The 24,278-nt window shown below is 36.2% G+C and carries 19 protein-coding genes and 2 other annotated features; of the genes, 10 read left to right on the forward strand and 9 right to left on the reverse strand.

The window, feature by feature from the left end:
* Positions 1–10: 10 nt before the first annotated feature.
* The 4 genes from trhO to RTL21_RS07610 all read right to left on the reverse strand — a co-directional run bounded on the left by trhO (position 11) and on the right by RTL21_RS07610 (position 3,316).
* The gene (gene trhO / locus RTL21_RS07595) at positions 11–982 is read right to left on the reverse strand and encodes an oxygen-dependent tRNA uridine(34) hydroxylase TrhO (RefSeq protein ID WP_312094948.1); all 972 of its coding nucleotides are present in this window, start codon (positions 980–982) and stop codon (positions 11–13) included.
* Positions 983–1,323: 341 nt separating this feature from the next.
* Positions 1,324–1,602: a hypothetical protein gene (locus RTL21_RS07600; RefSeq protein ID WP_312094902.1), complete on the reverse strand. Its 279-nt coding sequence runs from the start codon at positions 1,600–1,602 to the stop codon at positions 1,324–1,326.
* Positions 1,580–2,926 (reverse strand): PTS sugar transporter subunit IIC, encoded by a 1,347-nt coding sequence (locus tag RTL21_RS07605; RefSeq protein WP_312094904.1) that lies wholly within the window; start codon positions 2,924–2,926, stop codon positions 1,580–1,582. The genes RTL21_RS07600 and RTL21_RS07605 overlap by 23 nt, the downstream gene beginning before the upstream one ends.
* 87 nt (positions 2,927–3,013) lie before the next feature.
* Positions 3,014–3,316: a PTS sugar transporter subunit IIB gene (locus tag RTL21_RS07610; RefSeq protein ID WP_312094906.1), complete on the reverse strand. Its 303-nt coding sequence runs from the start codon at positions 3,314–3,316 to the stop codon at positions 3,014–3,016.
* Positions 3,317–3,824: 508 nt separating this feature from the next.
* On the opposite strand from RTL21_RS07610, the gene RTL21_RS07615 reads away from it, so the two are divergent.
* Positions 3,825–4,574 carry a MurR/RpiR family transcriptional regulator gene (locus RTL21_RS07615; RefSeq protein ID WP_312094908.1) on the forward strand — a complete coding sequence of 250 codons (750 nt, stop codon included), beginning with the start codon at positions 3,825–3,827 and terminating at the stop codon, positions 4,572–4,574.
* 68 nt (positions 4,575–4,642) lie between these two features.
* Here the strand turns inward: RTL21_RS07615 and RTL21_RS07620 are convergent, their stop codons facing one another.
* On the reverse strand, positions 4,643–5,632 hold the full coding sequence (locus tag RTL21_RS07620; protein ID WP_312094910.1) for a DUF3231 family protein: 990 nt from the start codon (positions 5,630–5,632) through the stop codon (positions 4,643–4,645).
* 151 nt (positions 5,633–5,783) lie between these two features.
* On the opposite strand from RTL21_RS07620, the gene RTL21_RS07625 reads away from it, so the two are divergent.
* From RTL21_RS07625 to RTL21_RS07640, 4 genes are all read left to right on the forward strand, one after another.
* Entirely contained in the window at positions 5,784–6,593 is an 810-nt protein-coding gene (locus tag RTL21_RS07625) for a MurR/RpiR family transcriptional regulator (RefSeq protein WP_312094912.1), read from the forward strand.
* Positions 6,594–6,806: 213 nt separating this feature from the next.
* Positions 6,807–8,381: a PTS transporter subunit EIIC gene (locus tag RTL21_RS07630; RefSeq protein WP_312094914.1), complete on the forward strand. Its 1,575-nt coding sequence runs from the start codon at positions 6,807–6,809 to the stop codon at positions 8,379–8,381.
* 1 nt (position 8,382) lies between these two features.
* The gene (locus RTL21_RS07635) at positions 8,383–9,738 is read left to right on the forward strand and encodes a 6-phospho-alpha-glucosidase (RefSeq protein WP_312094916.1); all 1,356 of its coding nucleotides are present in this window, start codon (positions 8,383–8,385) and stop codon (positions 9,736–9,738) included.
* Positions 9,739–9,957: 219 nt separating this feature from the next.
* Complete coding sequence (locus RTL21_RS07640; protein ID WP_312094918.1) at positions 9,958–11,046, forward strand: helix-turn-helix domain-containing protein; 1,089 nt, start codon at positions 9,958–9,960, stop codon at positions 11,044–11,046.
* Positions 11,047–11,185: 139 nt separating this feature from the next.
* Here RTL21_RS07640 and RTL21_RS07645 read toward each other — a convergent pair whose 3' ends face one another.
* The gene (locus RTL21_RS07645; RefSeq protein ID WP_312094920.1) at positions 11,186–11,725 is read right to left on the reverse strand and encodes a recombinase family protein; all 540 of its coding nucleotides are present in this window, start codon (positions 11,723–11,725) and stop codon (positions 11,186–11,188) included.
* 143 nt (positions 11,726–11,868) lie between these two features.
* Between RTL21_RS07645 and RTL21_RS07650 the strand changes: the two genes are divergently transcribed.
* Together RTL21_RS07650 and RTL21_RS07655 are read left to right on the forward strand one after the other, a co-directional pair.
* Positions 11,869–13,332: a SulP family inorganic anion transporter gene (locus RTL21_RS07650; RefSeq protein ID WP_312094922.1), complete on the forward strand. Its 1,464-nt coding sequence runs from the start codon at positions 11,869–11,871 to the stop codon at positions 13,330–13,332.
* Between the two features lie 22 nt (positions 13,333–13,354).
* Positions 13,355–13,774, forward strand: a complete 420-nt coding sequence (locus RTL21_RS07655) for a universal stress protein (RefSeq protein ID WP_312094924.1) — start codon at positions 13,355–13,357, stop codon at positions 13,772–13,774.
* Between the two features lie 90 nt (positions 13,775–13,864).
* On the opposite strand, the gene RTL21_RS07660 is transcribed toward RTL21_RS07655, so the two are convergent.
* Both RTL21_RS07660 and aspS read right to left on the reverse strand, forming a co-directional pair.
* Positions 13,865–14,749, reverse strand: coding sequence for an SMP-30/gluconolactonase/LRE family protein (locus RTL21_RS07660; RefSeq protein WP_312094926.1), 885 nt, complete (start codon positions 14,747–14,749; stop codon positions 13,865–13,867).
* Positions 14,750–15,033: 284 nt separating this feature from the next.
* Positions 15,034–16,329 (reverse strand): aspartate--tRNA(Asn) ligase, encoded by a 1,296-nt coding sequence (gene aspS, locus RTL21_RS07665; RefSeq protein WP_312094928.1) that lies wholly within the window; start codon positions 16,327–16,329, stop codon positions 15,034–15,036.
* Between the two features lie 190 nt (positions 16,330–16,519).
* Positions 16,520–16,731, reverse strand: a binding site (T-box leader).
* Between the two features lie 140 nt (positions 16,732–16,871).
* On the opposite strand from aspS, the gene shc reads away from it, so the two are divergent.
* Positions 16,872–18,776 (forward strand): squalene--hopene cyclase, encoded by a 1,905-nt coding sequence (gene shc / locus RTL21_RS07670; protein WP_312094930.1) that lies wholly within the window; start codon positions 16,872–16,874, stop codon positions 18,774–18,776.
* Positions 18,777–18,840: 64 nt separating this feature from the next.
* Here the strand turns inward: shc and RTL21_RS07675 are convergent, their stop codons facing one another.
* Entirely contained in the window at positions 18,841–19,269 is a 429-nt protein-coding gene (locus RTL21_RS07675; protein WP_312094932.1) for a DUF2871 domain-containing protein, read from the reverse strand.
* Positions 19,270–19,455: 186 nt separating this feature from the next.
* Positions 19,456–19,708: a binding site (T-box leader), on the forward strand.
* Positions 19,709–19,787: 79 nt separating this feature from the next.
* Between RTL21_RS07675 and ileS the strand changes: the two genes are divergently transcribed.
* Positions 19,788–22,880: an isoleucine--tRNA ligase gene (ileS, locus tag RTL21_RS07680; protein ID WP_312094934.1), complete on the forward strand. Its 3,093-nt coding sequence runs from the start codon at positions 19,788–19,790 to the stop codon at positions 22,878–22,880.
* Positions 22,881–23,022: 142 nt separating this feature from the next.
* A complete protein-coding gene (locus RTL21_RS07685) occupies positions 23,023–24,201 on the forward strand; it encodes a DHH family phosphoesterase (protein ID WP_312094936.1) in 1,179 nt (392 codons plus the stop codon).
* Positions 24,202–24,278: the final 77 nt, after the last annotated feature.

Here is a 24,278-nt window from a genome sequence, read left to right on the forward strand (position 1 = left end):
GCCCTTACCATTACTTTACTTTACTTTCTTCTTCCCATTGAGCAATTTCTTTCACTCTTGCTTCTACTTGCTCTGGAGTAAGTCCATTATGTTTCACGTAGAAATTTCTAGGATGCGTGCGGCACTCATGGCTACAGCTTCTCATGTACTTCTCTTCATTTTCTTCACTACATAGCATTTTGCGGTTACACTCTGGGTTTGCACAGTTTACATATCTTTCACATGGCTCCCCTGTAAAGAAGTCACGACCTACAATAACATGTTCTTTACGGTTAACTGGCACACTGATTCTTTGATCGAATACATAGCATTGACCATCCCAAAGTTCTCCTTGAACTTCTGGATCTTTACCGTAAGTGACAATTCCACCATCTAATTGGCTTACATCTTCAAAGCCTTCTTTCATTAACCATCCAGAGAATTTCTCACATCTTACCCCACCTGTACAATAGGTAAGGATTTTCTTGCCTTCAAGCATATCTTTATTTTCTTTAATCCATTGTGGTAGCTCTCTAAATGTTTCAATATCTGGCTTAATAGCACCTCTAAAATGACCAAGATCAAATTCATAGTCATTACGAGCGTCAATCACAACTGTATCAGGATCTTGCATTTTCTCATAAAATTCTGTTGGCTTTAAATGTTTACCAGTTAGTTCTAGTGGATTTACGTCATCCTCTAAGCTTAAGTTAACTAATTCTTTCTTATGGCGAACATGCATTTTCTTAAATGCATGACCATCTTCTTCATCAATTTTAAAAATAGTATCACTAAAACGAGGATCTTGTCTCATTGCTTCTATATATTTATCTGTTTGTTCTACCGTACCAGAAACTGTTCCATTGATCCCTTCATGGGAAATAAGAATACGACCTAATAATCCAAGCTCTTTACAAAAAGCTAAATGCTCCTTTGTAAATTCTTCCGGATTTTCAATCGGCACATATTTATAATAAAGTAATACTCGATATTCACTCATTATTTCAACACCCTATTCCTTCTAAAATTATCTATAATAACTATACACCAATTGTGTTAATAGTAAAAATCCATTGCATCTTTGTAAAATCGCAAACAAACAGAAAGAGACTTCACTCATTGAAATCTCCTCCTGCTTATAAATTAAGTTAAAATAATTATAATGTAATACGAGATAAAAAGAAAGATGCAGATTTTACCTAGTATGAAAATTCCATTTGATATTTATCGTTCACATACTAGCACATTAATATACTCTTTAAAAATCAGAAAAATAATCCTTTACCATTAAAATAGGTGCTCTCTAACTGAGCACCTAAAAGCTTTGTATATCCATTATTACTCCTACTCTTCCATTAAAGCCTTGGTTTGGAAATGTAGGGCACAACCATATTTAGATTGTTGAAAAATTTTTTCCAGATAGGATTGTGCTGCTGTTATACTTAACTCTGATTCTACCTGTATATTTGCTTTTATTTTATTAATAATTTCTACATCTGTCCTAACTTTATCATCTTGATAATTTTCAAAAAAAGACCGAACATAGTTTATTTGTCCACAGAAAAATTGGATAGTATATTGATTCATATCTACTGATACTTTACATGGAGACATCCGAATCACTTTTTTGTCCTTCATAGCTGACTGCATTAGCCTTATTTGCTGCGATGACGAATGGTAAATATACAAGGGTAGAAACAGCCAAACAAACAAATCCAAGTAATAGCGCAATATAGTTTCCGCCCGTTCCAAGGAAGGCAATTAGTGGCCCTGGAGTAGTCCATGGTACGGAATAAGCAATTGGCGGTATTAATCCTGATACAATGGCAACATAGCCAATAATAATATTAATGGCAGGAACAAGAATAAACGGCACGATTAAAATGGGATTCAATACTACTGGTAAACCAAAAATAACTGGTTCATTAATGTTAAATAACCCTGGTGCAATCGATAGTTTCCCAATATCTCTGTAATCCTGTCTTTTCGCAACAATAAAGATAGCAATGAGTAATCCAAGGGTCATTCCTGAGCCGCCATAATTCGCAAAAGCATCATTTATCGCCCATGTTACAGGATATGGAGCTCCCCAAGCTGTTCCATGCTCCGCAACAAAGTTAAGATTTTCTAAGTTTGCCTCTGCAAACATTGCTTCACGAATTGCAGCAATCGTATTGGGACCATGAATACCAAATACCCATAGCAAATTAGAAACAATTGCAAGTATGACTAGAGAGACAATATTTGTACCTAAGCTTTTTAATGGTGTTTGAATCGCCGCATAAATAAATCCGTGTAGTCCATCTGGATAAACAGCATTTATCAAAGCGTTTACAATCGCAAACAAAACAGTAATAATAATAATTGGAAATAATACCTTAAAAGATCGAGAAACAGCCGGAGGCACAGAATCAGGCATGTTTATTTGCAACTTTTTTGACTTAGATAATCTACTGAAAAGCTCTCCCACTAATAATCCAACGATTAATGCAACGAATAATCCTTGGGCACCTACCCATTGAGTCGTTAAGAAATTGGTTCCTTCTACATTTGTATAAGGTGGATAAATAATGAAAAATACAGAAAGACCTGTAAGTCCGCTTAATAATTCATCTGCTTTAAGGGAAATTGCCATATTTCTAGCAACGAGAAAGACAATAAACATAGACAAAATATTAACAGATCCATTTAAAACTGGCGAGAAAACTGATTGTAGATCTGCTAAATTAGGAAATAATTTATGCAAAAATAATATTTTAGCAATAAAGCCATCTGGAGCTAAAACGGCAAAGTTTAGTAAGACAATTAATGAACCTGCAAGCGTGATAGGAAAAGATAGAATAAATGCATCACGGATGGCAACTATATGCCTCTGTGAGTTTAATTTTGATGCAACAGGCACTAACGTTTTCTCCGCAAACTTTTCAAAGGCCGCCATAAAACCCATTATAACTCCCCCTATATAATTATCATTATTTCTACAGTAAAAAAATGTTTTGTTTTGAGGCTCCTCTAGGTGCGTATCACATATCCATTAGGCCATTAATTCTAATGCTCTTTCTAATACCGCCTTTCCATTCATTGTTCCATATGCTCTCATATCGATTACTTCCACTGGTACTCTTCCAGCTATAATTTCTTCAACCTGTGGTTTTTGGTAGCGAACCTGTGGTCCTAATAACACAACATCCACTTCATGAGCTACTTTTTGACATTCTGATACTGGCAATGCAAAAATTTCCAGAACCATTCCTTTTTCTTTTGCCGCATCCTTCATTTTGTTTACCAATAAGCTAGTGGACATTCCTGCTGCACATACTAAAAGTAATTTCTTCATTTTTATTCCCTCCCTATTTTTAAAACCAAAAAACAATTATTTTCCTTCCTTATGTTTCCTCGACTTTTTGTTAGCTGTTAAACCCAGATTAATAGATCTTTAAAGGAATAAGTACAATATCCAATTAAGCCACTGCCCTCTTTTATTGCGCTTTGTCATGCTTGAATATAAATGAAGATAAGTAATGCATACTTGAAGACATCTTCTTCTCCTCCCCACCTAAATTGTATACGCTTTCAAATATAAAACAAGAAAAAATAAACACTTAGTATCTTTTTTCTTCAGAAGGAAATTGTTACATTTTAGTCACAACCTGTTTTATAATAAAGTGAAACTTCCATCAGTGGGGTTTTCTTCATCCCTCACTGATGGTTAAACCAATCGAACCTTTATGGACAGTTGATCTGCCACCTATCTTCCTCGAATTCTCATTAGCAAGAGGGGAAAGTCATACTGTCCGTTAAGAGGGGAATATAGGAAAAATACATTTAGAGTAGGAGGAAGAAATTTGTTCACAAATGAAATGATCCAATCCTTTAATGATCTCGAAATGCTACTCTATAACTATGTTACCAAAAATATTGATAAGGTTATTTACATGCGTATTAGAGAATTATCTGATGAAACCCATGTCTCCACATCTAGTATTCTAAGATTTTGCAGAAAACTTAACTGTGATGGATTTTCCGAGTTTAAGATTAAATTAAAATTATATTTAGATAGAAATGATCAAGAAAACTTAAAATCAACGAAATACTACCTTTCTGAGTTTTTAGAACGAACCATGAAAGGCAATTTTGAAACATACATACAAGAAACAGCTGAAATGGTGCTCCAATCGAATAAAGTCATATTTGTAGGAACAGGAAGTTCTGGAATTTTAGCAGAGTATGGAGCAAGGTACTTTTCAAGCTTAGGAAAATTTTCTACTTTTATTAAAGACCCCTTTTATCCAATTAACAGTAAAGAGCTTAAAAACAGTACGGCAATTATATTATCTGTTTCTGGGGAAACGGATCACACGCTACACCTCGCCAATCAATTAAAGTTAGAAGGCTGCAACATCATCAGTATTACCAACAGCAAAAACTGCCAATTAGCAAAAATATCCGATATTAACATTGCCTATTATGTGACAGAGGTATATATTGGAGAGTCGAATATAACTTCTCAATTACCGGTAATGTATATACTGGAGGAAAGCGCTCACACTGTAAAAAGGAACAGTAAAAACCGTACCACTGAACTAGAGGCATAAAATATGAAAAAGGGAAACTCCATCTTTAAGGATTTCCCTTTTTCATATTCTCGAGCCCCCCTCATTAATTATGTTTGTATAGTTGGAGGAGGCTGTTCTATCCAATTATTTTCAATCATTAAATCTGCTCCATCTTTTGCATATTGAGCAATTTCCATCGACAATCTTTCATAATTGAGCAAAAGGTCACTTCTTTGACTAGCACCTCCTGCTAATGCATAATTTCCAACCCCAGAAGCGCTTAATAAACTAATATGAAACATCATTAACTTATCTGAAAATGTACGTACTGTAGAATCAGTAATCCCTATCTCCGAAGAATTCGGACTTTGAATCCCCTCATCCACTAAAGCATCCATAAACAATTTTAAATGCTTTTGGGAAATATCTTTTCCTCTTAACATATATGCCCGTACATCTTTATTAGTAGTAGTCTTTGCAAAGGCTAATGTAATCTTCACCCCCATATTGTTCGTCTGAGAATTCATAAAAAGATGCGAAACTTCCACTGCATTTAAGGGTCTTTTTTTATGAAACAAAGAGAAACCACTCAAATATTTTTTGTTATCTATATAATCAATTTTCTTGGGAATAGAAGTATGAGGTGCTCGAATTAACAATCCCTTTTTTTCTAATATAGCGTTCGTTAAATGATATAGCTTTGAAGTATTATGTAATCCATGATGAAAAAAGGCAATCAAGTCTTCCCTTGTACTCATGGCAAGGAATCCCCCGTAAGCAACTAAGCCAGCTTTCGCCATTTGGTTAATATATGCTAGACAAAAGGTTTCTGTAAATAATGCAGGAGCATTGGTAGTAACATCTGCTTCTGTAAATCCATGGGGAATGGCGAAATCATCTTTTTGAAAAATTTTTATAAAACGCTTTTCTTGTTTTTGGGCAAACTGAAAAGAAAAACGAAGTGCACTTGAAATTTCTCGATCCTTTACATGCTGAAGCATATGCGTTAGAACTTGCTTAGACATACAATTATTCATATACGATGTCCACAGGGAAGCTATTTCTGAGGATGTTAGTTTGATATTTGATTGGGACACGAAGTAAAACCTCCAGAATTCACATTGTGTTTAGTAGTATTGGCATCCTCTTAGGATTTATGCTTATCCATTGAAAAATAGCAAAACATAATGTCAACATATTCATTATAATAAAGGAATACATACAAGACGAAAATACGAACAAGGACTGATGATTAGCTTGAAAAATATAGATATGCTTTTTCTTGATTATGCGAATGATAAAAACCTAACTGAGGCGGAGAAAGAAATCATCCATTTCCTCATTCAGAAGAAATTAGCAGGAGAAACGTTAAGCATTCGAGCAGCTGCTAATGATCTATTTGTGTCTACTGCAACAATTATCCGGCTTTGTAAAAAGCTCGGTTTTAGCGGTTATAGTGAATTTATTTACAATCTAAATTTAAAAGTCACGAAAATGCTTGATCAAGAAGTGGAATACGTGGATAGTATCCATCAGCCACTAATAAATGCGATTTCTTCCTTTAAACAAAATTATAAACAAACAATTGATTCCCTAGATGAAACAAGCATTGAACAGTTTCTTGAACAAATTCGTGAAAATAAAATGATTTACTTTTATGGGGCAGGCTTCTCTACCCTTTTTTCTAGCTATTTTGCCAAAAAGCTAGAGTTATTTGGTTATTATGTTTCCAATACAACAACAAGTGACAGCAGAGCAATTTTTCTCAATAATATACAAAAATACAAGTTACTCATTGCCTTTTCACGCTCCGGTGAAACAGCTAAAGTATTAGAGAAAGTGAAAATTGCAAAGAATAAAGGCGTAAAGACAATTCTTTTTACTGGAAATAATAAAAGCTCAACCGCAAATATTGCTGATATTGTCTTTACCGTCCTCGATCCAACTATCGAGTCTCAACAAGAATTTGAAGTAACCTCCTATGAGTCCAATATGTTTATGCTCATTGATTTACTTTTAATCGTAGCAATTAAAAGAGGTATTATTAAAGAATATTAAAGCCATTTCCTTTTATATACAGTCAAATAGAGGATGCTCTAAAACATCCTCTCTATTTCGTTATTATCTTTCCTTAAAGTCTTGTAACATGTTACAGGATTGAAAGACATAGTACACAATGATTGCAACCCCTTTCAAAATTACCTATTCAATTATATACTTTGGTTATTAAAGAGATATGACAACGCTTACCAACAAAGGGAGGTTTTATAGATGAAAAAGGTCGTAAATGGTCTGCAGCTCTTCGGTAAATCTTTATTTGCACCAATTCTCATTTTACCGATTATCGGTCTATTTATTGCATTTGGTAATGTTTTTGGAAACGGAAATCTTGCTCAATATATACCGTTTTTAGAAAATCCACTTATCCAAAATACGGGGAAATTTATTTCTTCCTCTGCAGTATCCATTTTGCAGAATTTAGCTTTAATCTTTGCAGTCGGCATTCCGATTGGCTTAGCTAAAAAAGATAAAGGATACGCTGCCTTAACCGGGCTAGTAACATTTGTTATCTTCATAAATGCTATGCATCAAATATTAAATCTAACTGGTCGCTTAGTAGCACCAGAGCAAATGCAATTATCTGGTCAAGCAATGGTACTAAATGTTCAAGTGTTGGAAATGGGAGTATTCTCCGGAATTCTTCTAGGTGCTTTAGTTGGTATTTTGCACAATAAGTACTGTGATACAGAATTCAAAGGTGTTATGGCCATTTATTCAGGACATCGCTTCGTTGCTATTTTAGCCATTCCTAGTGCTATGATCTTAGGAGCACTTGCCGCAGAATTTTGGCCATTCGTCCAAGATGGCATTACAACAGTTGCAAGCGGCATTAAAAATTTAGGTGTAGTTGGATTACTTATTTATGGATTCTTAGAAAGAATCCTGATCCCAACTGGTCTGCATCACTTAGTCTATACTCCATTCCTGTACACAGAATTAGGTGGAGTTGCAAATATCGGAAACGAAATTATTTATGGAGCTAGAAATATCTATTTTGCGGAAATGGCAGATTCAAGCATTAAAGTTTTAAGCAGTACGGTTAACTGGGATGCTCGTGGTTTAAGCAAAATGTTTGGACTTATGGGAGCAGCACTAGCAATGTACGTAACTGCAGATAAAAAGAAGAAAACGATCGCCAAAGCGATTCTTCTTCCAGCAGCTTTTACCTCCTTCTTACTAGGAGTTACAGAGCCTTTAGAATTCGCTTTCCTTTTCACCGCACCAATCTTGTTTGTCCTACACGCTGTTCTTTCTGGTGTGGGTATGATGCTCTTAAGTATCTTTAACGTACATGCAATTGGCGCAAATGGATTTATTGATTTCTTGCTATATAATTTACCGCTTGGAACAACCAAGTCAAACTGGCCAATGTTTATCTTAGTAGGATTATTAATGGCAACTATCTATTTCCTTCTTTTCCGCTTCTTAATTCTTAAATTGAATTTAAAAACACCAGGTCGAGAAGATGATACGGTAGCAACCGATACAAATCAATTAGCTAATTCAGAAGCAGCTGCATCTAGTGTTGCAGCAAACAATTCGCCATCTGCTTTAGGAGCGACCATCGTCGATGCATTAGGCGGAAAAGCAAATATTGAAAATGTTGATAATTGCTATACAAGATTACGCTTAATTTTAAAAGACCCAAATGCAGTGGATGAACAAACATTAAAACAAACAGGCTCAAAAGGAATTATTAAATCCGGAAATAACGTTCAAGTCGTTTATGGTTTAAATGTCAAATCTGTTCGAGATCAAGTAGACCAACAATTAGGAGGAATTTAAGATGAAAACATATAAATTAGCAGTTGCAGGCGGAGGAAGCACTTATACACCAGGAATTATTCGTAGCTTAATGGACAGATTAGAAGATCTACCACTTTCTGAAATTCGCTTCTACGATATTGATGGAGAAAGACAATCGAAAGTGGTTGTAGCTGCGAAGGCCGTTATCAAAGAATATACAGATAAAATTAAAGTAATTGATACAACAGATCCGGAAACAGCGTTTGAAGATGTAGACTTTGTATTTGCCCAAATGAGAGTTGGAAAATATGCAATGCGTGAACTCGATGAGAAAATTCCTCTTTCTCATAATGTAGTGGGACAAGAAACATGTGGACCTGGCGGATTAGCGTATGGGCTAAGAACCATCTCTCCAATGATTGAGCTTATCGACTATGTAGAGAAATATGCAAAAGAAACAGCATGGATTGTAAACTACTCAAACCCTGCATCCATTGTGGCAGAAGGTGTTCGTAAACTTCGACCAAAATCAAGAGTCTTAAATATTTGTGATATGCCGGTTGCAACAATGCGTAATATCGCAGCAATCCTCGGTGTAGAAAGAGAAGAATTAGACGTTGACTACTTTGGCTTAAACCACTTTGGCTGGTTTACAAGTATTAAAGTTGATGGTGTAGAAAGATTGCCAGAGATTCGTGAGCATGTATATAAATATGGATTACTAACAGAAGATGTTTCAAAAATTGACTATCGTCATGCAGATTCTTCTTGGATTAAAACCTTTAAGAATATTAAACTAATCATGGATCATTTTCCAGAATATCTGCCGAATCCATATTTACAATACTATCTGTTCCCAGATCATATTGTGGAAACTTCAAATAAGGAATACACTCGTGCGAACGAAGTAATGGATGGCCGTGAAAAAACATTGTTTGAAACAGTAGATAAATATGAAGAGACTGGTATTTTAGAAGATTCCTTTGCAGTCGGTGTACACGGAACATTTATTGTAGATGTAACAGTATCTCTTGCTCAAAATCTAGGAAAAAGATATTTAGTAATGGTAGAAAACAATGGAACAATTCCAAACTTGCCAAATGATGCGATGATTGAAGTGCCTGCGCTTATTACAAGTGATGGTCCTAAACCTGAATTTGTTGGAGACATTCCTTACTTCTACAAAGCAATGATTGACCAACAATTAGCATCAGAGAAAATTTTAGTGGAAGCCATTGTGGAAGGTTCTTATGAAAAAGCATTACAAGCATTCACATTAAATAAAACCTTACCTTCTGCTAAAGTAGCGAAAGCAGTCCTTGATGATTTAATTGAAGCAAATAAAGAATTCTGGCCAACATTAACGAAAGAATATAAAGAAGGCGTATTAGTGTAAGATTTTAATAGTCCACAAGGAGTTGATACTCTTTGTGGATTTTTTGTGTTCTAATAATGCATTGATTTCCGCTAGAGATCTTCTTTTACAAAACAATTCTACCACCAGTAGAATCGTTATTTTTTGCATATTCAACTAACCGTTGATAGGCATGATTTGGCAAGTATGCTAGTATCAAATTAGACAGTGCGCACTGGAAAAGTAAAGGAGATGACAAGTATGGTTGATTCACGAAAAATTGGTGCCTATATATCGAAATTAAGAAAAGAAAAGGATCTTACGCAAGTTGAATTAGCAGATAAATTGAATGTCAGTCACCAAGCAGTATCCAAATGGGAGAGAGGAGAATCACTTCCTGATATTACGACTATTCCCATTATTGCTAATGAATTTGAGGTTACTATTGATCTCTTAATGAATGGAGGGATTAAGCAAACAGAACCTTCCAAGCATCTTGGAAAAATGGTTGAACATTTATCGGCTGACAAAACAGAGGAAGTAGCGGATTTAATTAATTCAGGAGCTGCCGACGTAAAGGAGCTTATTGATATCGCCCCTATTATTAAAACTAGTCAATTAAGTAGAGTATCTGAAAAAATGGATTCCAATGCTTGGGATTTAGACACCATTGTTCATCTAGCTCCTTTTCTTTCAACCGAAGCATTAGATGAAATCGTCATGCAAGCAACAGCAGAGACAAAAGATTGGAAGAGTATACAGCGGATTGCTCCTTTTGTCTCTTCCAGTGCATTATATTCCATTGCAAATCAAGTGATTAGTGAATCAATCGAGCCAATGGAATTGGTCCAGCTTGCACCTTTCTTAGATGAAGAGTATATTGACAGCTTAATACCGAAAGTACAAAATGGACAATTAACTTGGAAGTTCATCACAAGCATGGCTCCTTTTATAAGTGATAAAGCTTTAAATAACCTAGTCTTGCAAGGAATAGATGATAAGCTTAAGGAGGAACATATAATTGGCTTGGCTCCCTTCTTAGAAGAAGAAGCAATTGGTCAATTAGTTTCCATTGCAGCAAGTAAGGGGGAATGGTCCCTCATAAAAAAAATAGCCCCTTTTATAGGCGAGGATACGTTTAATGACCTAGTGAATAAAGCTGTGGATGGAGAAATAGAATTAGAGCAGCTAATCGAACTCGCTCCTTTTTTAGAAGAAGAAGCAATCGATCAATTATTATCCAATATTGAAGCTGATAAAATTTCTCCACAGTCACTAACAAAGCTAGCTCCTTTTATGGGCGGAAGTTCTTTAGGCACCATTATTAAGCAGCTATTAAAGACAAAGTAGGCTCGTAGTTTAACGAAAGCTGTTTTTGGTATTTTCTACTCTGTTTGGTCGTTCATTTCAGGAATGAACGACCGTTTCAGCTTTCATCTTTCCTAAGAAGAATGATCCCTCTTTTTCTCCTTAAAAAGGACGCTCACCATTAATTCTCTAAATATCTATACAAAGTAGACTTACTAATACCTGTCTCTTCTTTAATGTCTTTCAACGTATATTTTTTTGATTGGTACATCTCGATTGCTTTTTTTACATTTTCATCTGCTTTTCTAGGTCTGCCACTTGCTTTCCCATGCTTCCTCGCATATTCCATCCCTTTTTTTGTTCTTTCCCGAATAATCTCATTCTGGAACTCTACTAAATGGTTCAGCATTTTAGACAACGAATATTCTCTCTTTCTTTCCGTATCAATTTCTTCCTTTAGTGTCTGCAAATAAGCACCTTTCCTATCTAGCAATTCTAACAGCTCCATTAGATGCCTACTAGAATCTGCAATAGTAAATAACTGCCCTACGACGATTTTGTCACCTTCGGAAAGATTTTGAAGTAACGCTAATAACTCCGTTCTATCTTTTGCTGAATCATGTTCTTCTATATATACTTGCCCACAAATTGGTTCAAGCATCTTTAATTGCTGGTCGCAGCTAGTATCTGCAATAGTAGGTCGCATATAACCATATTTCATTTTAATTGCCTCCAACATTATCTATCTAATTATTATAGATAGAAATTCACTCCTTGTAAAAACTTTCCCAAAACATATTCCTTTTTGGGAAAATCCATGGTAGACTACTTTGTATCAAACAGAAAGATATTGAGGTGAATCATTTGATTGAAAACATAAAAAGGGATTGGTTTTCAAATATCCGTGGGGATATTTTATCAGGAATGGTCGTTGCCCTTGCATTAATACCAGAGGCAATTGCATTTTCCATTATCGCTGGGGTTGATCCAATGATTGGATTATATGCCTCCTTTACTATGGCTGTAGTTATCTCATTTGCAGGTGGAAGACCTGGTATGATTTCGGCGGCAACAGGAGCAATGGCACTGTTGATGGGGCCATTAGTCAGAGATCACGGATTAGACTATTTATTTGCTGCTACAATCCTTACAGGGCTTATTCAGATTCTTTTCGGCGTATTAAAGATTGCCAAATTAATGAAGTTTATCCCTAGAGCGGTTATGATTGGATTTGTTAATGCTTTAGCCATCTTAATCTTTATGGCTCAAGTGCCACATCTTATTAACGTAACCAATATTACTTATTTATTTGTAATCATCACGTTATTAATTGTGTATATCTTGCCACGATTTATAAAAGTCATTCCAGCACCGCTAATTGCTATTATTATTTTAACTGCTGTTGCTATTTTTGGAAATATTAATGTAGCTATTGTTGGCGATTTGGGAAAAATTACGCAATCCTTGCCATCTTTCTTTATTCCAAATGTACCGTTTTCCTTTGAAACGTTAGCGATTATTTTTCCATATGCGCTAGCTTTATCGATTGTCGGTCTATTAGAATCCTTATTAACAGCTTCTATCGTGGATGACGCGACAGATACAGATAGCAATAAAAACAGAGAAGCAAGAGGACAGGGAATTGCTAATATCGTTACAGGATTCTTTGGCGGAATGGCTGGCTGTGCGATGATTGGTCAGTCAGTTATCAATGTAAAGTCTGGCGGAAGAGGGAGACTTTCCACATTTATTGCAGGTGCTTTTCTTATGTTTTTGATAATGGTATTAGGAAGTCTCGTTGTACAAATTCCAATGCCTGTCCTAGTTGGAATCATGATTATGGTTTGTATCGGTACCTTTGACTGGTCTTCCTTCAAGTATTTAGTTACTGCTCCAAAAGGAGACGCAATCGTTATGCTCGTAACCGTGATAATTGTTGTAGCAACCGATAATTTATCAATAGGAGTTATTGCTGGAGTTATTTTAAGTGCTGTCTTATTCGCTGCAAAGATCTCCCATGTGAAGATGCATAAACAGGAAACGCCACAAGGATACAATTATGAAGTGGAAGGACAACTATTTTTTGCTTCTGTCGATAGCTTTGTTCAAGCATTTGATACAACCATTGAAAATAAACAGATTTCCATTGATTTTACTAAATCCCATGTATGGGATGATTCTGCTGTTGGTGCAATTGATAAAATTGCTTTAAAGCTGAAAGAGAATCAAAATACAGTTACCGTTACTGGCTTAGATTCTGCTAGTAAAAAGATTGTGGATAAACTTGCTGTATTTCAAAAACCACATGCTAAAATATCTGATCACTAAGTCAGAAAAAGGAGCGTAAATAATGTATTCTACTATTCTATTAGCAATTGATGGTTCAAAAAACTCCTTAAGAGCGACAGCAGAAGCAGCAAAATTAGCTTCCCTTCAGGAGAACCCAGTAATTACAGTTGTCCATGTCCTAAATATTTCTCAATCGAAATATGATGTATTACATGCACAAGGAACGGCTGATTTAGAACTTGCTAGGCGTAAAAAATTCGCATCGATAGAAGAATACTTACAATCCAACCACATTGCTTATCAACTAATATTTCTTCATGGAGAGCCTGGGCCTATTATTGTCGAGTATGCTAATCAAAACAGCTTTGACTTACTTGTAATTGGTAGTCGCGGTTTAAATTCCTTGCAAGAAATGGTTTTAGGAAGCGTTAGTCATAAAGTGATCAAAAGGGCAAAATGTCCAGTATTAGTTGTAAAATGAAAAAGAGCTGATCAAAGAGAGTATCCTTTTTGATCAGCTCTCTTTTTTATTTTCTAATCTTAATTAAAATCTCCCTCTCAACAATCAAGATTAGTCTTGATATAAATAAGTTTTTACTCCTGGTATATCTAGCTTGGCTTTAAATACTCCTCCTGATTGAGGGTACTTTTTTAGCTCCTCTTCATCCAAACCTGATCTTGCTGTCGTTATATATAATTCATTTAGTTTTTTTCCTCCAAATGTACAAGAAGTCACATTTGGAACAGGCAAGCGAATTTCACCTAATTTCTCTCCGCTCTCTGGATTCCATCTGGACACCCTACCTCCGCCATAATGAGCAATCCATAGCATTTCTTGGCTATCGATTGTCATACCATCTGGGAATCCTTCCTCCTCGGAAAAATCAATAATCTGTTTTGCTTTTCCTAAATCTCCTGTTTCTATATCATATTCATATCGTGTTACTTTTTGAGAAGGTGTATCAATATGGTATAAATAGTGATTATTACTTGTCCATGCCATTCCATTCGAAATTCTCAATTGATTTATTTTTTTCGTCAACTTCCCATCTTTATCAAGACAATAAAGTGCCGCATCTTTTGTCTTGCCATCTCTACACATTGTTCCTGCCCATAAACGGCCAGAAGCATCACACTTCCCATCATTAAAACGATTATGCTCTATATTCTGCTCTGGATCAGCAATAAACTCTAGCTGCCCCGTTTCTATATTTAAGAAATGAAAGCCATTATCTAATGTAACGATAAATTCTGTATCTTTTGTTTTACAAGGGATAATAGCCGAAATTTCTCGGTCTAGTTGTATCTTTTTGTGCTTACCAGAGATTTGGTTATACATATGTACTTTTTTCCCTTCAATATCTACCCAATATAAAATATTGTTTCGAAAATCCCAGCATGGCCCTTCTCCAAGCACTGCTTTTGCATCAAGCACTAATTCTAGATCTTCTAGCATATGGTTCCCCCTCCAACTATGTATAAATTTATCTCCTTGTTATATACCTTTTCTACATAGAAAAGAAACCATCTCCACAAAAATTGTCCAAAAATTTTAAAAATAAGACGTTTCAATCTACAAATTTTAGGAAATTATCGATAATAAGATTAGCTCCTTTCATCATGTAGCTCTGATATGGGTTCTGTTCTCACTAAACATTTCACCCAAATTAACCTACAAATGTACGAGGAAGGAGCTAATTTTCTTAATAATTACTTGCTTTTCCCAGCAGGCTTTCTATTTTACGGAATAAGCCTATCACAATCTCTAGGAAAAGCACTTGCTTCTCGAATATTACCTAAGTTTAGAAGCTTCATAAGGATTCGTTCTAAGCCAATCGCAAACCCTCCATGCGGCGGAATCCCATATGCAAATGAATCGATATATGCCTTAAATTCATTCGGATTTAGTCCCTTTTCTCTAAAAGAAGCAATTAGCTCTGTTTGATGATGAATTCTTTGTCCGCCTGAAGTAATTTCACTCCCTTTATATAATAGGTCAAAGGAATCTGTAAGCTCGGGATTCTCTTTATTTGGCATCGTATACATCGGTCTTGTCGCTCTCGGATAGTTAGTTATAAAAACAAAATCACTTCCGTACTTCTCCTTTACATAGCTTCCGATGCATTTTTCCCCTTCTGTATTTAAGTCGCCTTCTGGCGATTCCTTTTGATATATCTCCTTTAATAACTGCTGTGCCTCTGCTAATGTCATTTTGGGAATATCGTTAATCACTGGTACTTCGACCTGAAGTACGTCTAATTGTTTCTGACAATGCTTCTTTATATAATGATAAGTATATTGAAGAACCTGCTTCTCCATCTCCATTACTTCGTCCACATTTTCAATAAATCCGATTTCTACATCTAGCGAAATATATTCATTTAGATGTCTTGATGAATTATGCTCTTCTGCTCGATATACGGGAGCAATTTCAAACACTCGCTCAAAGCCTGCTCCGACCATCATTTGTTTATAGAATTGAGGTGATTGCGCTAAATAGGCATTTTTATCAAAATAGTTAAAAGTAAAAACATTTGCTCCGCCCTCTGCTCCTTGGGAAACGATTTTCGGAGTGAAAATTTGAGTGAAACCTTCTTTTATTAAAAACTCTGTAAAACCTTTTACAAACATAGATTGAATCGAAAAAATTGCGTTTATTTGTTCATGCCGTAAAGATAATACGCGATTATTTAATAAATGATCTAGGCCTACATTCAGTTTTTTCTTATTAATTTCAAATGGCAAAGGGTCAGCTTCTGCTAGTACCAGCACTTCGTTTACTTGAAGTTCTACTCCATTTGCTGTTTTATCTGTTTTAACAAAGGTTCCAGTAACTTGAACGATGCTTTCTGTCTCGATCTTCACCTGATTCTGCTCTTGCTCTAATACGCACTGAATCAACCCAGTGCGGTCTCTTAATAACAAGAATCCAACCTTTCCTAGCTGGCGAATTTTCTTCACCCAGCCCTTTAAAACAATCTCTTCCCCAATAAATTGTTCGCACTCAGAGATGAGTACCCTTTTTGAAGATTCCATATCGTTATTCCTCCTACGTTTAGTAAATTCTTTCGATTCATATCGTTATCATCATCATCGTCCATGGTACTCACCTCCTTATAAGAAAAGCTCTTAAGTGCCCAGAGCTAGACACCAAATTAACTTCAAAAAACTTATACTTTCTTAACAGTAAAATTCATCCCAAAAAACAACAAAAATCCGCCCCTATAAAAGGGACGGATTATCCGCGGTACCACCCAAATTGTTCCATACAGAAACCACTTGTATCATAACGGTGATAGCCGGTTACCTCTACTAAAAAACGTTCAAAGTAACACTCACAGATGTCTTCTCCTAAGGCTTTTGCACAATCTTTTCAGCTACCGACTGCTCTCTTTCGAAAAAACTTCTTAGGATACTCCTTCTGATCAACATGTTCGCTCGATTAAATTATGTTTTATTATATCCCTCTCTTCTTCCAATTTCAACCACAAAAAAAAGAAAATATAAATATTTCTGAATACGACTTTCCTTAGGATGCATAAAGTTTATTAATACAACGTTTTTTTGAGGTGATTTTATTGAATACATTTCTTCATTCTGTTGAACAGGAACAACAAAAACGTATCCAAGAGCTAGTCGAACTACAGCGGTCAGACGGTTCTTTTCATTTCCGCTTTCAAGGAAGCATAATGACCGATGCTTTTTATATCATTACGATTCGAGCGTTAAACATTCAAACAGAGGAAGAACATATCCGTCTTTTAGTAAAAACATTGCGGGGCACCCAGCATAAAGAAGGGTACTGGAAGGCATATAGGGATGAACCTGCTGGACATCTATCTGCAACCATTATTGCTTATACTGCTCTTTTATATTCTGGTCTTTATTCGAAGGAAGATAAACAAATGAAAAAAGCGAAGGCATTTATTTTAAAAAACGGCGGACTAGCGAAGGCTCATTTTATGATAAAGTGGATGCTTTCGGTGAATGGTCTTTACCCTTGGTCCCATATGATATACATTCCGATGACATTTTTACTTTTGCCAACCTTTCAGCCCATTAATTTCTATCAGTTTAGCTCCTATGCTCGCATTCACTTTATTCCAATGTTAATAGCGGCTAATAAAAAATTCACTATCCAAACAAAAACCAAGCCACAGCTAGATGACCTATTTACAAGAGATATAGCCCTTTATCCATCCTATGCCCACCTAGAAGACGACCGATCTCCCCTTACATTCTTATGGAAAGAAATGAAACGCATAGGAAAGCTTCCAGCCTATCTCCATCACTTAGGCTTTCAATATGGAGAAAAATATATGTTGGATCGATTAGAAGAGGATGGGACTCTCTACAGTTATGCGAGCGCTACTTTCTTTATGATTTATGCGCTGCTTGCTCTCGGCTATAAAAAGAATTCACCTATTATTCAAAAGGCAGTTTCTGGTCTCACATCCCTTATCGATAAAACGGGCGAACGAAGTCACTTAGAGAATTCTACTAGCACTGTTTGGGATACAGGTTTAATTAGCTATACATTACAGCAAGCAGGTATGTCTACAGATTCTATTACGATAAATAAAGCAACGAATTATTTGCTAGCAAAACAACATACAAAAAAAGGTGATTGGCAGATTCATAACCAAAATACGGAACCAGGAGGATGGGGTTTTTCTGACATTAACACGAATAATCCAGATAATGATGATACGTCTGCCGTTTTGCGTGCCTTAACCGTCACAGCCGCAACGAATCAAACTGTTCATCACGCTTGGCAAAAGGGCACCACCTATTTATTATCGATGCAAAATAAAGATGGAGGGTGGGGGGCATTTGAAAAAAATACCGATTGGGAAATCCTCAAATTGGTACCAATTGACAATGCAAAGGATGCAGCAGTGGATCCCTCTACTGCTGATTTAACCGGAAGAGTACTAGAATACCTGGGAAACTTTGCCCAACTAAACTACAAACATACTCATGTAAAGCAAGCTATCCGCTTTCTAATCGATAATCAAGAAAAAGATGGTTCTTGGTATGGCAGATGGGGTGTTTGTTATATTTACGGTACATGGGCAGCGATTACGGGGTTAACAGCCGTTGGTATCAAAGTAAATCACCCAGCGATCAAGAAAGCAATTGCTTGGCTGAAGAAGATCCAACAATCAAATGGTGGTTGGGGGGAGTCTTGCAGGAGCTGTGAAAAATTAACCTATGTTTCTCTACCATTTAGCACGGAATCCCAAACTGCTTGGGCTGTTGATGCCTTAATTGCGGCTGGAGAAGGGGAAAGCAAAGAAGTAAAAAGGGGAATCAGTTTTTTATTAACAGAAAAACAAGACACACATGCAATCACCTATCCAACAGGCATTGGTTTACCAAAACAGTTCTATATTTACTATCATAGCTATAATAAAATTTTCCCTTTATTGGCTCTTTCCCATTATCTAAACGATAATAAAAACAAAGAGGCAAAATCTTAACTACACTATCTATTGTTTTTCCGAAGCAGCTTCCCTACCAAACCGCTTCGGAAAAACAGCCTTTTTACTTTGTACGAATATTTTCGCTATGATTTCTTCTCAATAGAAGGAAGAACAACACTAATCCGATAGTAACGGCGATATGTCCTAGTCCTGCAATTCCAGAAATAGCAGAATCTAAACCACTTGATAAATCAAACTCTAGTACTTGCAAGGTCCCTCTAATAATCATTAACGTAATCGTTGATAGAACACCAATATTATAAAAATAAAAGAATACATCAAAATTTTTAAGTGTATGTATTTTCATCGTATAACAGAATAAATAGACGATGAGCATTATCATCATTCCTAAGGCAAATGAGTGCGTATGAACAACGGAGAGCTGGGTTTCCCCTGCAAAATCTCTCATTTTCGTAAACTCTCTATAATAAACACCACTAACTAACCCTAAAATAGCATAAAAGAAGGCTATATTTAATACTTTCTTCATCTCTCTACTCCCTTTCAAGCCTAATAATCACTACCTACCATTCTAACAAAATCCTAATCTCGATACTATGACAGTTTTGTGGCTAAATACTCCTATTTATAGCGCATTTCTCCTTAGGAAAAATAGGCATATATCTCTTGTTTTTCCCATTTAAAAGTGCTATCCTATACAAAACATTCCAATTCATAGAAATCGATGAAGAGAAAAAGTACGTTTTTTTTGTTCCTTTTTAGCGAGCTGGGTATGGTGAAAGCCAGTAAGGAAACGGGAAGCCGAAAAATCATCTCTGAGATGCAAGGCTGAACATTTAGTAAGTCTTGACGGATTTCCACCGTTAAAAGGAACACGTATGATAGTACGTTGACTAAGCGCTGTTTGCTTTTTGCCAAACAGAATTTGGGTGGTAACGCGGGTTATGAATAATACACTCGTCCCTTTTCAATAGGGACGGGTGTTTTTTATTTCCTAAAAATATCTTTCTATACTGGAATGTTTATTTAATAAATGGAGGGATATAGATGGAAAAACAAAAAGAAACAGACAGGGCTCGTGAAAAAAGAATACTCGCTTTCTGGGAAAAAGAACAAATTTTTCAAAAATCAATCGAACAGCGCAAAAACAATGACACCTTCGTATTTTACGAAGGACCACCAACAGCTAATGGCCTTCCACATGTCGGCCATGCGCTTGGCAGAACCATCAAAGATATCATCGCCCGATTTCAAACAATGAACGGGAAACAAGTCGTTCGCAAAGCAGGCTGGGATACGCACGGACTCCCTGTTGAATTAGGGGTCGAAAAAGCACTCGGGATTTCAGGAAAGCAAGAAATCGAGAAGTACGGAGTTATCCCTTTTATCGAACAATGTAAAGAAAGTGTGTTCTCCTATGAAAAACAATGGCGAACTTTTACGAAAGAATTAGGGTATTGGGTTGATATGGATCATCCCTATATGACCATGAGCAATGAATATATCGAATCGGTTTGGAATATCCTTGGCACCATTCACGAAAAAGGCTGGCTGTATAAAGGGCATCGGGTCTCTCCATACTGTCCTAGTTGCCAAACCTCTTTAAGCTCCCATGAGGTGGCCCAAGGCTATAAAGATGTAAAGGATTTGAGTGCAACGGTAAAGTTTCAGCTCGCTACAAAAGAAAATGAGTATATACTTGGCTGGACAACGACCCCGTGGACACTGCCAGCAAATGTCGCCTTAGCAGTGCATAAAGATTTAGACTATGTAAAGGTAAAAGTAGGGGAAGAAATATTCATCGTTGCTAAAGATAGATTGGAGCAAGTGGTCGGCACAGAAGGGAAAGTACTTGAAACATTGAAAGGCTCATCCTTACTCGGGCTTTCCTATAAAGCACCATTTTCATACGTACAAGTGGAGAAAGGTCACACCATTCATCATGGCGATTTCGTCACAAACGATAGCGGAACAGGAATTGTCCATATCGCTCCAGCATACGGAGAAGATGACTATCGTCTTGTGCAAACAAATAATCTTTCTTTTGTTCATGTTGTCGATGAAAGGGGAAGATACAAGGAAAGCATTACCCCATTAGCCGGCACCTTTGTAAAAGATGGGAAGGTTGATGTGGAGATAATCAAACTGCTTCATCAAAAAGGGCTGTTGTTTCATAAAGAGAAATATGAACATGCTTATCCACATTGCTGGCGCTGTGACACACCCCTTTTGTACTATGCTACAGAAAGCTGGTTTATTAAAACAACTGCTGCAAAAGAATTGCTAGTTGCGAAAAATCAAGAAGTAAATTGGTATCCTGAGCATATAAAGAATGGGCGCTTCGGAAACTTCCTCGATGGTTTAGTCGATTGGAATATTAGCCGAAATCGATACTGGGGAACTCCTTTAAACGTTTGGCAATGTACTTCCTGTCAAAAGGAAGTTGCTCCAAAAAGCATTGCACAAGTAAAACAATATGCTAAAGTTCCCTTTAATGAATTAGAATTGCATAAACCATATGTAGATGACCTTGTCTTTACATGTCCATCCTGCAGCGGAGATATGTACCGGACACCAGAGGTTATTGATGTATGGTTCGATAGTGGATCCATGCCATTTGCCCAATATCATACTCCATTTGAAAATGGCGATTTATTTCAACAACAGTTCCCGGCAGATGTCGTAGTAGAAGGAATTGATCAAACAAGAGGATGGTTTTATTCCTTATTAGCAGTATCTGTCCTTTATACAGGGGAAGTGCCATATAAAAATGTCGTTGCTACAGGGCATGTACTAGATGAGCACGGACAAAAAATGTCTAAAAGCAAGGGCAATGCGTTAAATCCTGTTGAGCTTATCCAAACATATGGTGCAGATGCCTTGAGATGGGCCCTAGTTGCAGATAGTGCTCCATGGAATCAAAAAAGATTCTCAGAAAAAAATGTCCAAGAAGCAAAATCAAAAATGATTGATACATTCCTAAGCTTATTTCATTTCTACTCTCTATACGCTGAGATTGATCACTTTGACCCGGAATTGCCAAAGGTCAAAAGCATTCCTATCATGGATCGATGGATTCTCTCTCGATTAGCAACAACGACAAAAGTGGTAAAAACCGAAATGGAACACTATCAGCTGACAAACGCAGCCAGAAAAATGGGTGAATTAATGGATGATGTAAGCAATTGGTATATTCGCAGAAATCGTGAAAGATTTTGGATAGACGGAATGTCAGATGACAAGGTGTCTGCATTTCAAACCCTATATACTGTATTAATTCACTTATCACAATTGCTTGCTCCTTTTATTCCTTTCACTTCTGAAAGCATTCATCTTGCCTTAACAGGGAAAAGTGTTCATTTAACTAACTTCCCTTCTACTATTTCGGGATGGAGAGAAAGGCAATTAGAGAAGCAAATGGAAAAGGTCAAAGAGGTAGTGGAGCTAGGAAGAAGCCTTCGCCATCGGTATCAAATCAAAACAAAACAACCATTAGCAACTTTACTGATTGTTTCGGCAAACAATACGGAGAACATAGAGCTTTTACAGTTTGAATCAATTATCAAGGATGAGCTGAATGTAAAAGGGATTAACTGGTTAGATTCTGCAGATGAGTATGTTCACTATTCTTTAAAGCTTGATTTTAAAAAAGCCGGACCGAAGCTAGGAAGAAATGTAAAAAGTGTAAACGATAAATTGCAAAACGCTACAGAAGAACAGATAAATTTCTTTATAAATAAAGGATATTTATCTGTTCAACTAGAAAATAAAGAGAGCATTACCTTAACAGGAGAAGAAATAGTACTCCATAAAAAGACGAATTTACCTGGTTATCACGAGGCTACTACTAAACACTTTACCGTGATGCTTGATACTACGATTTCAGAAACATTAAAAAAAGAGGGTAATATCAGGGAACTCATTCGGTCTATCCAGGATTTGCGAAAAGAGAAGAATCTGCCTATCGATAAAAAAATTGATTTATACATCGATGGTTCTAAAGCTTTTCAAAAAACACTTGTGGAATATGATACCCTTATCCATAAAGGGGTAATTCTCCATAAGTTTTACTTTGAAAGAACAGAGAATATGAAAGAAATTCAAATAGACGGCGAAAGTGTATACATTGGTTTGAAATAACGATATCAAGGCTGTCTCGAAACTGGTTGAAAACCTATTTGAGACACCTTTTTTCTTTTAGCAGTTTTTTTTAAAAGAAATTAGCTATTAGCTGTTCTATTTTTTCCATATTAGATTATACTATTGGGCAGGGGTGAAAAAAATGTACAAACTATTATCGCATAATGACCTAGATGGAGTCGGCTGCGGCATTATCGCAAAACTTGCATTCGGAGAAGACGTAGAGATTCGATATAATTCCGTTTCTTTTCTGAACCAAGAAGTAGAAAAGTTCTTAGATCAAAAAATAGAAGATACCTTTCTCTTTATTACTGATCTGTCTGTCAATGAAGAAAATACGATTCGACTAGATGACTATTATAAAAAAGGTGGAAAAGTTCAACTTATTGACCATCATAAAACAGCTCTTCATTTAAATGATTTTGAATGGGGATTTGTTTCTGTCCAAGATGAGGATGGAACGTTGACTAGTGCCACTTCTTTATTATATGAATACCTTCTCCAAAATAAATACATGAATCCCTCACCAGCAGTTGCAGAATTTGTTGAGTTAGTAAGACAATATGACACTTGGGATTGGGAAAAAAACAATAATCTAGCAGCACAACGTTTAAATGCACTTTTTTATCTTATTTCTTTTGATGAATTTGTTGAAAAAATGGTTACCCGTTTGCAGGCAAATGAGCATTTCTTTTTCGATGAGCTAGAGACACAAATACTAGACATGGAAGAAAAGAAAATTGATCGATACATTCGCCGCAAACGACGTGAGCTCGTTCAAAAAGAGATTGATGGTTTATACGCTGGGGTTGTTTATGCTGAACAATACCATTCTGAACTAGGGAATGAGCTTGGAAAGGAATATCCTCATTTAGATTACATAGCAATTGTTAATATTGGCGGAAAAAAACTTGGTTTCCGTACCATTCATGATCATGTAGATGTATCAAAAGTGGCAGGCACATATGGCGGTGGTGGTCATGTAAAGGCGTCTGGCTGTAACTTAACCGATAAAGCATACCAAAATTACTGCTTAGAAACTTTCACATTAGAGCCTTTAAGAGAAGATCCGAAAAAGAACGAATACAATAAAAAGGATTCTCCACTTGGAACTCTATTTGAAAACAAACAGGATGAGGTGTTCTTCCTTTATCAGGTGAGTAAAAACCAGTGGGCCATCAACCAGAAGAGAACAAAGCTCCAACAAACATTCTCTACCTTCTTGCAAGGAGAAATCTTCCTACGTAGAAACTATGGAGTATGGCTTGCAAGAGATGATAAATATATTCGTTACGTAATGGACTTTGTAAAGCAAAAATAATAGGTCAAAAAACCAGTGGGGGGAATAAAATGTACCCTATAGAGTAGACACTAAAAAAAAGTCTACCTGTAGGGTAC

This window comes from Niallia sp., from assembly GCF_031978665.1.
Classification (GTDB): Bacteria; Bacillota; Bacilli; order Bacillales; family Cytobacillaceae; genus Niallia.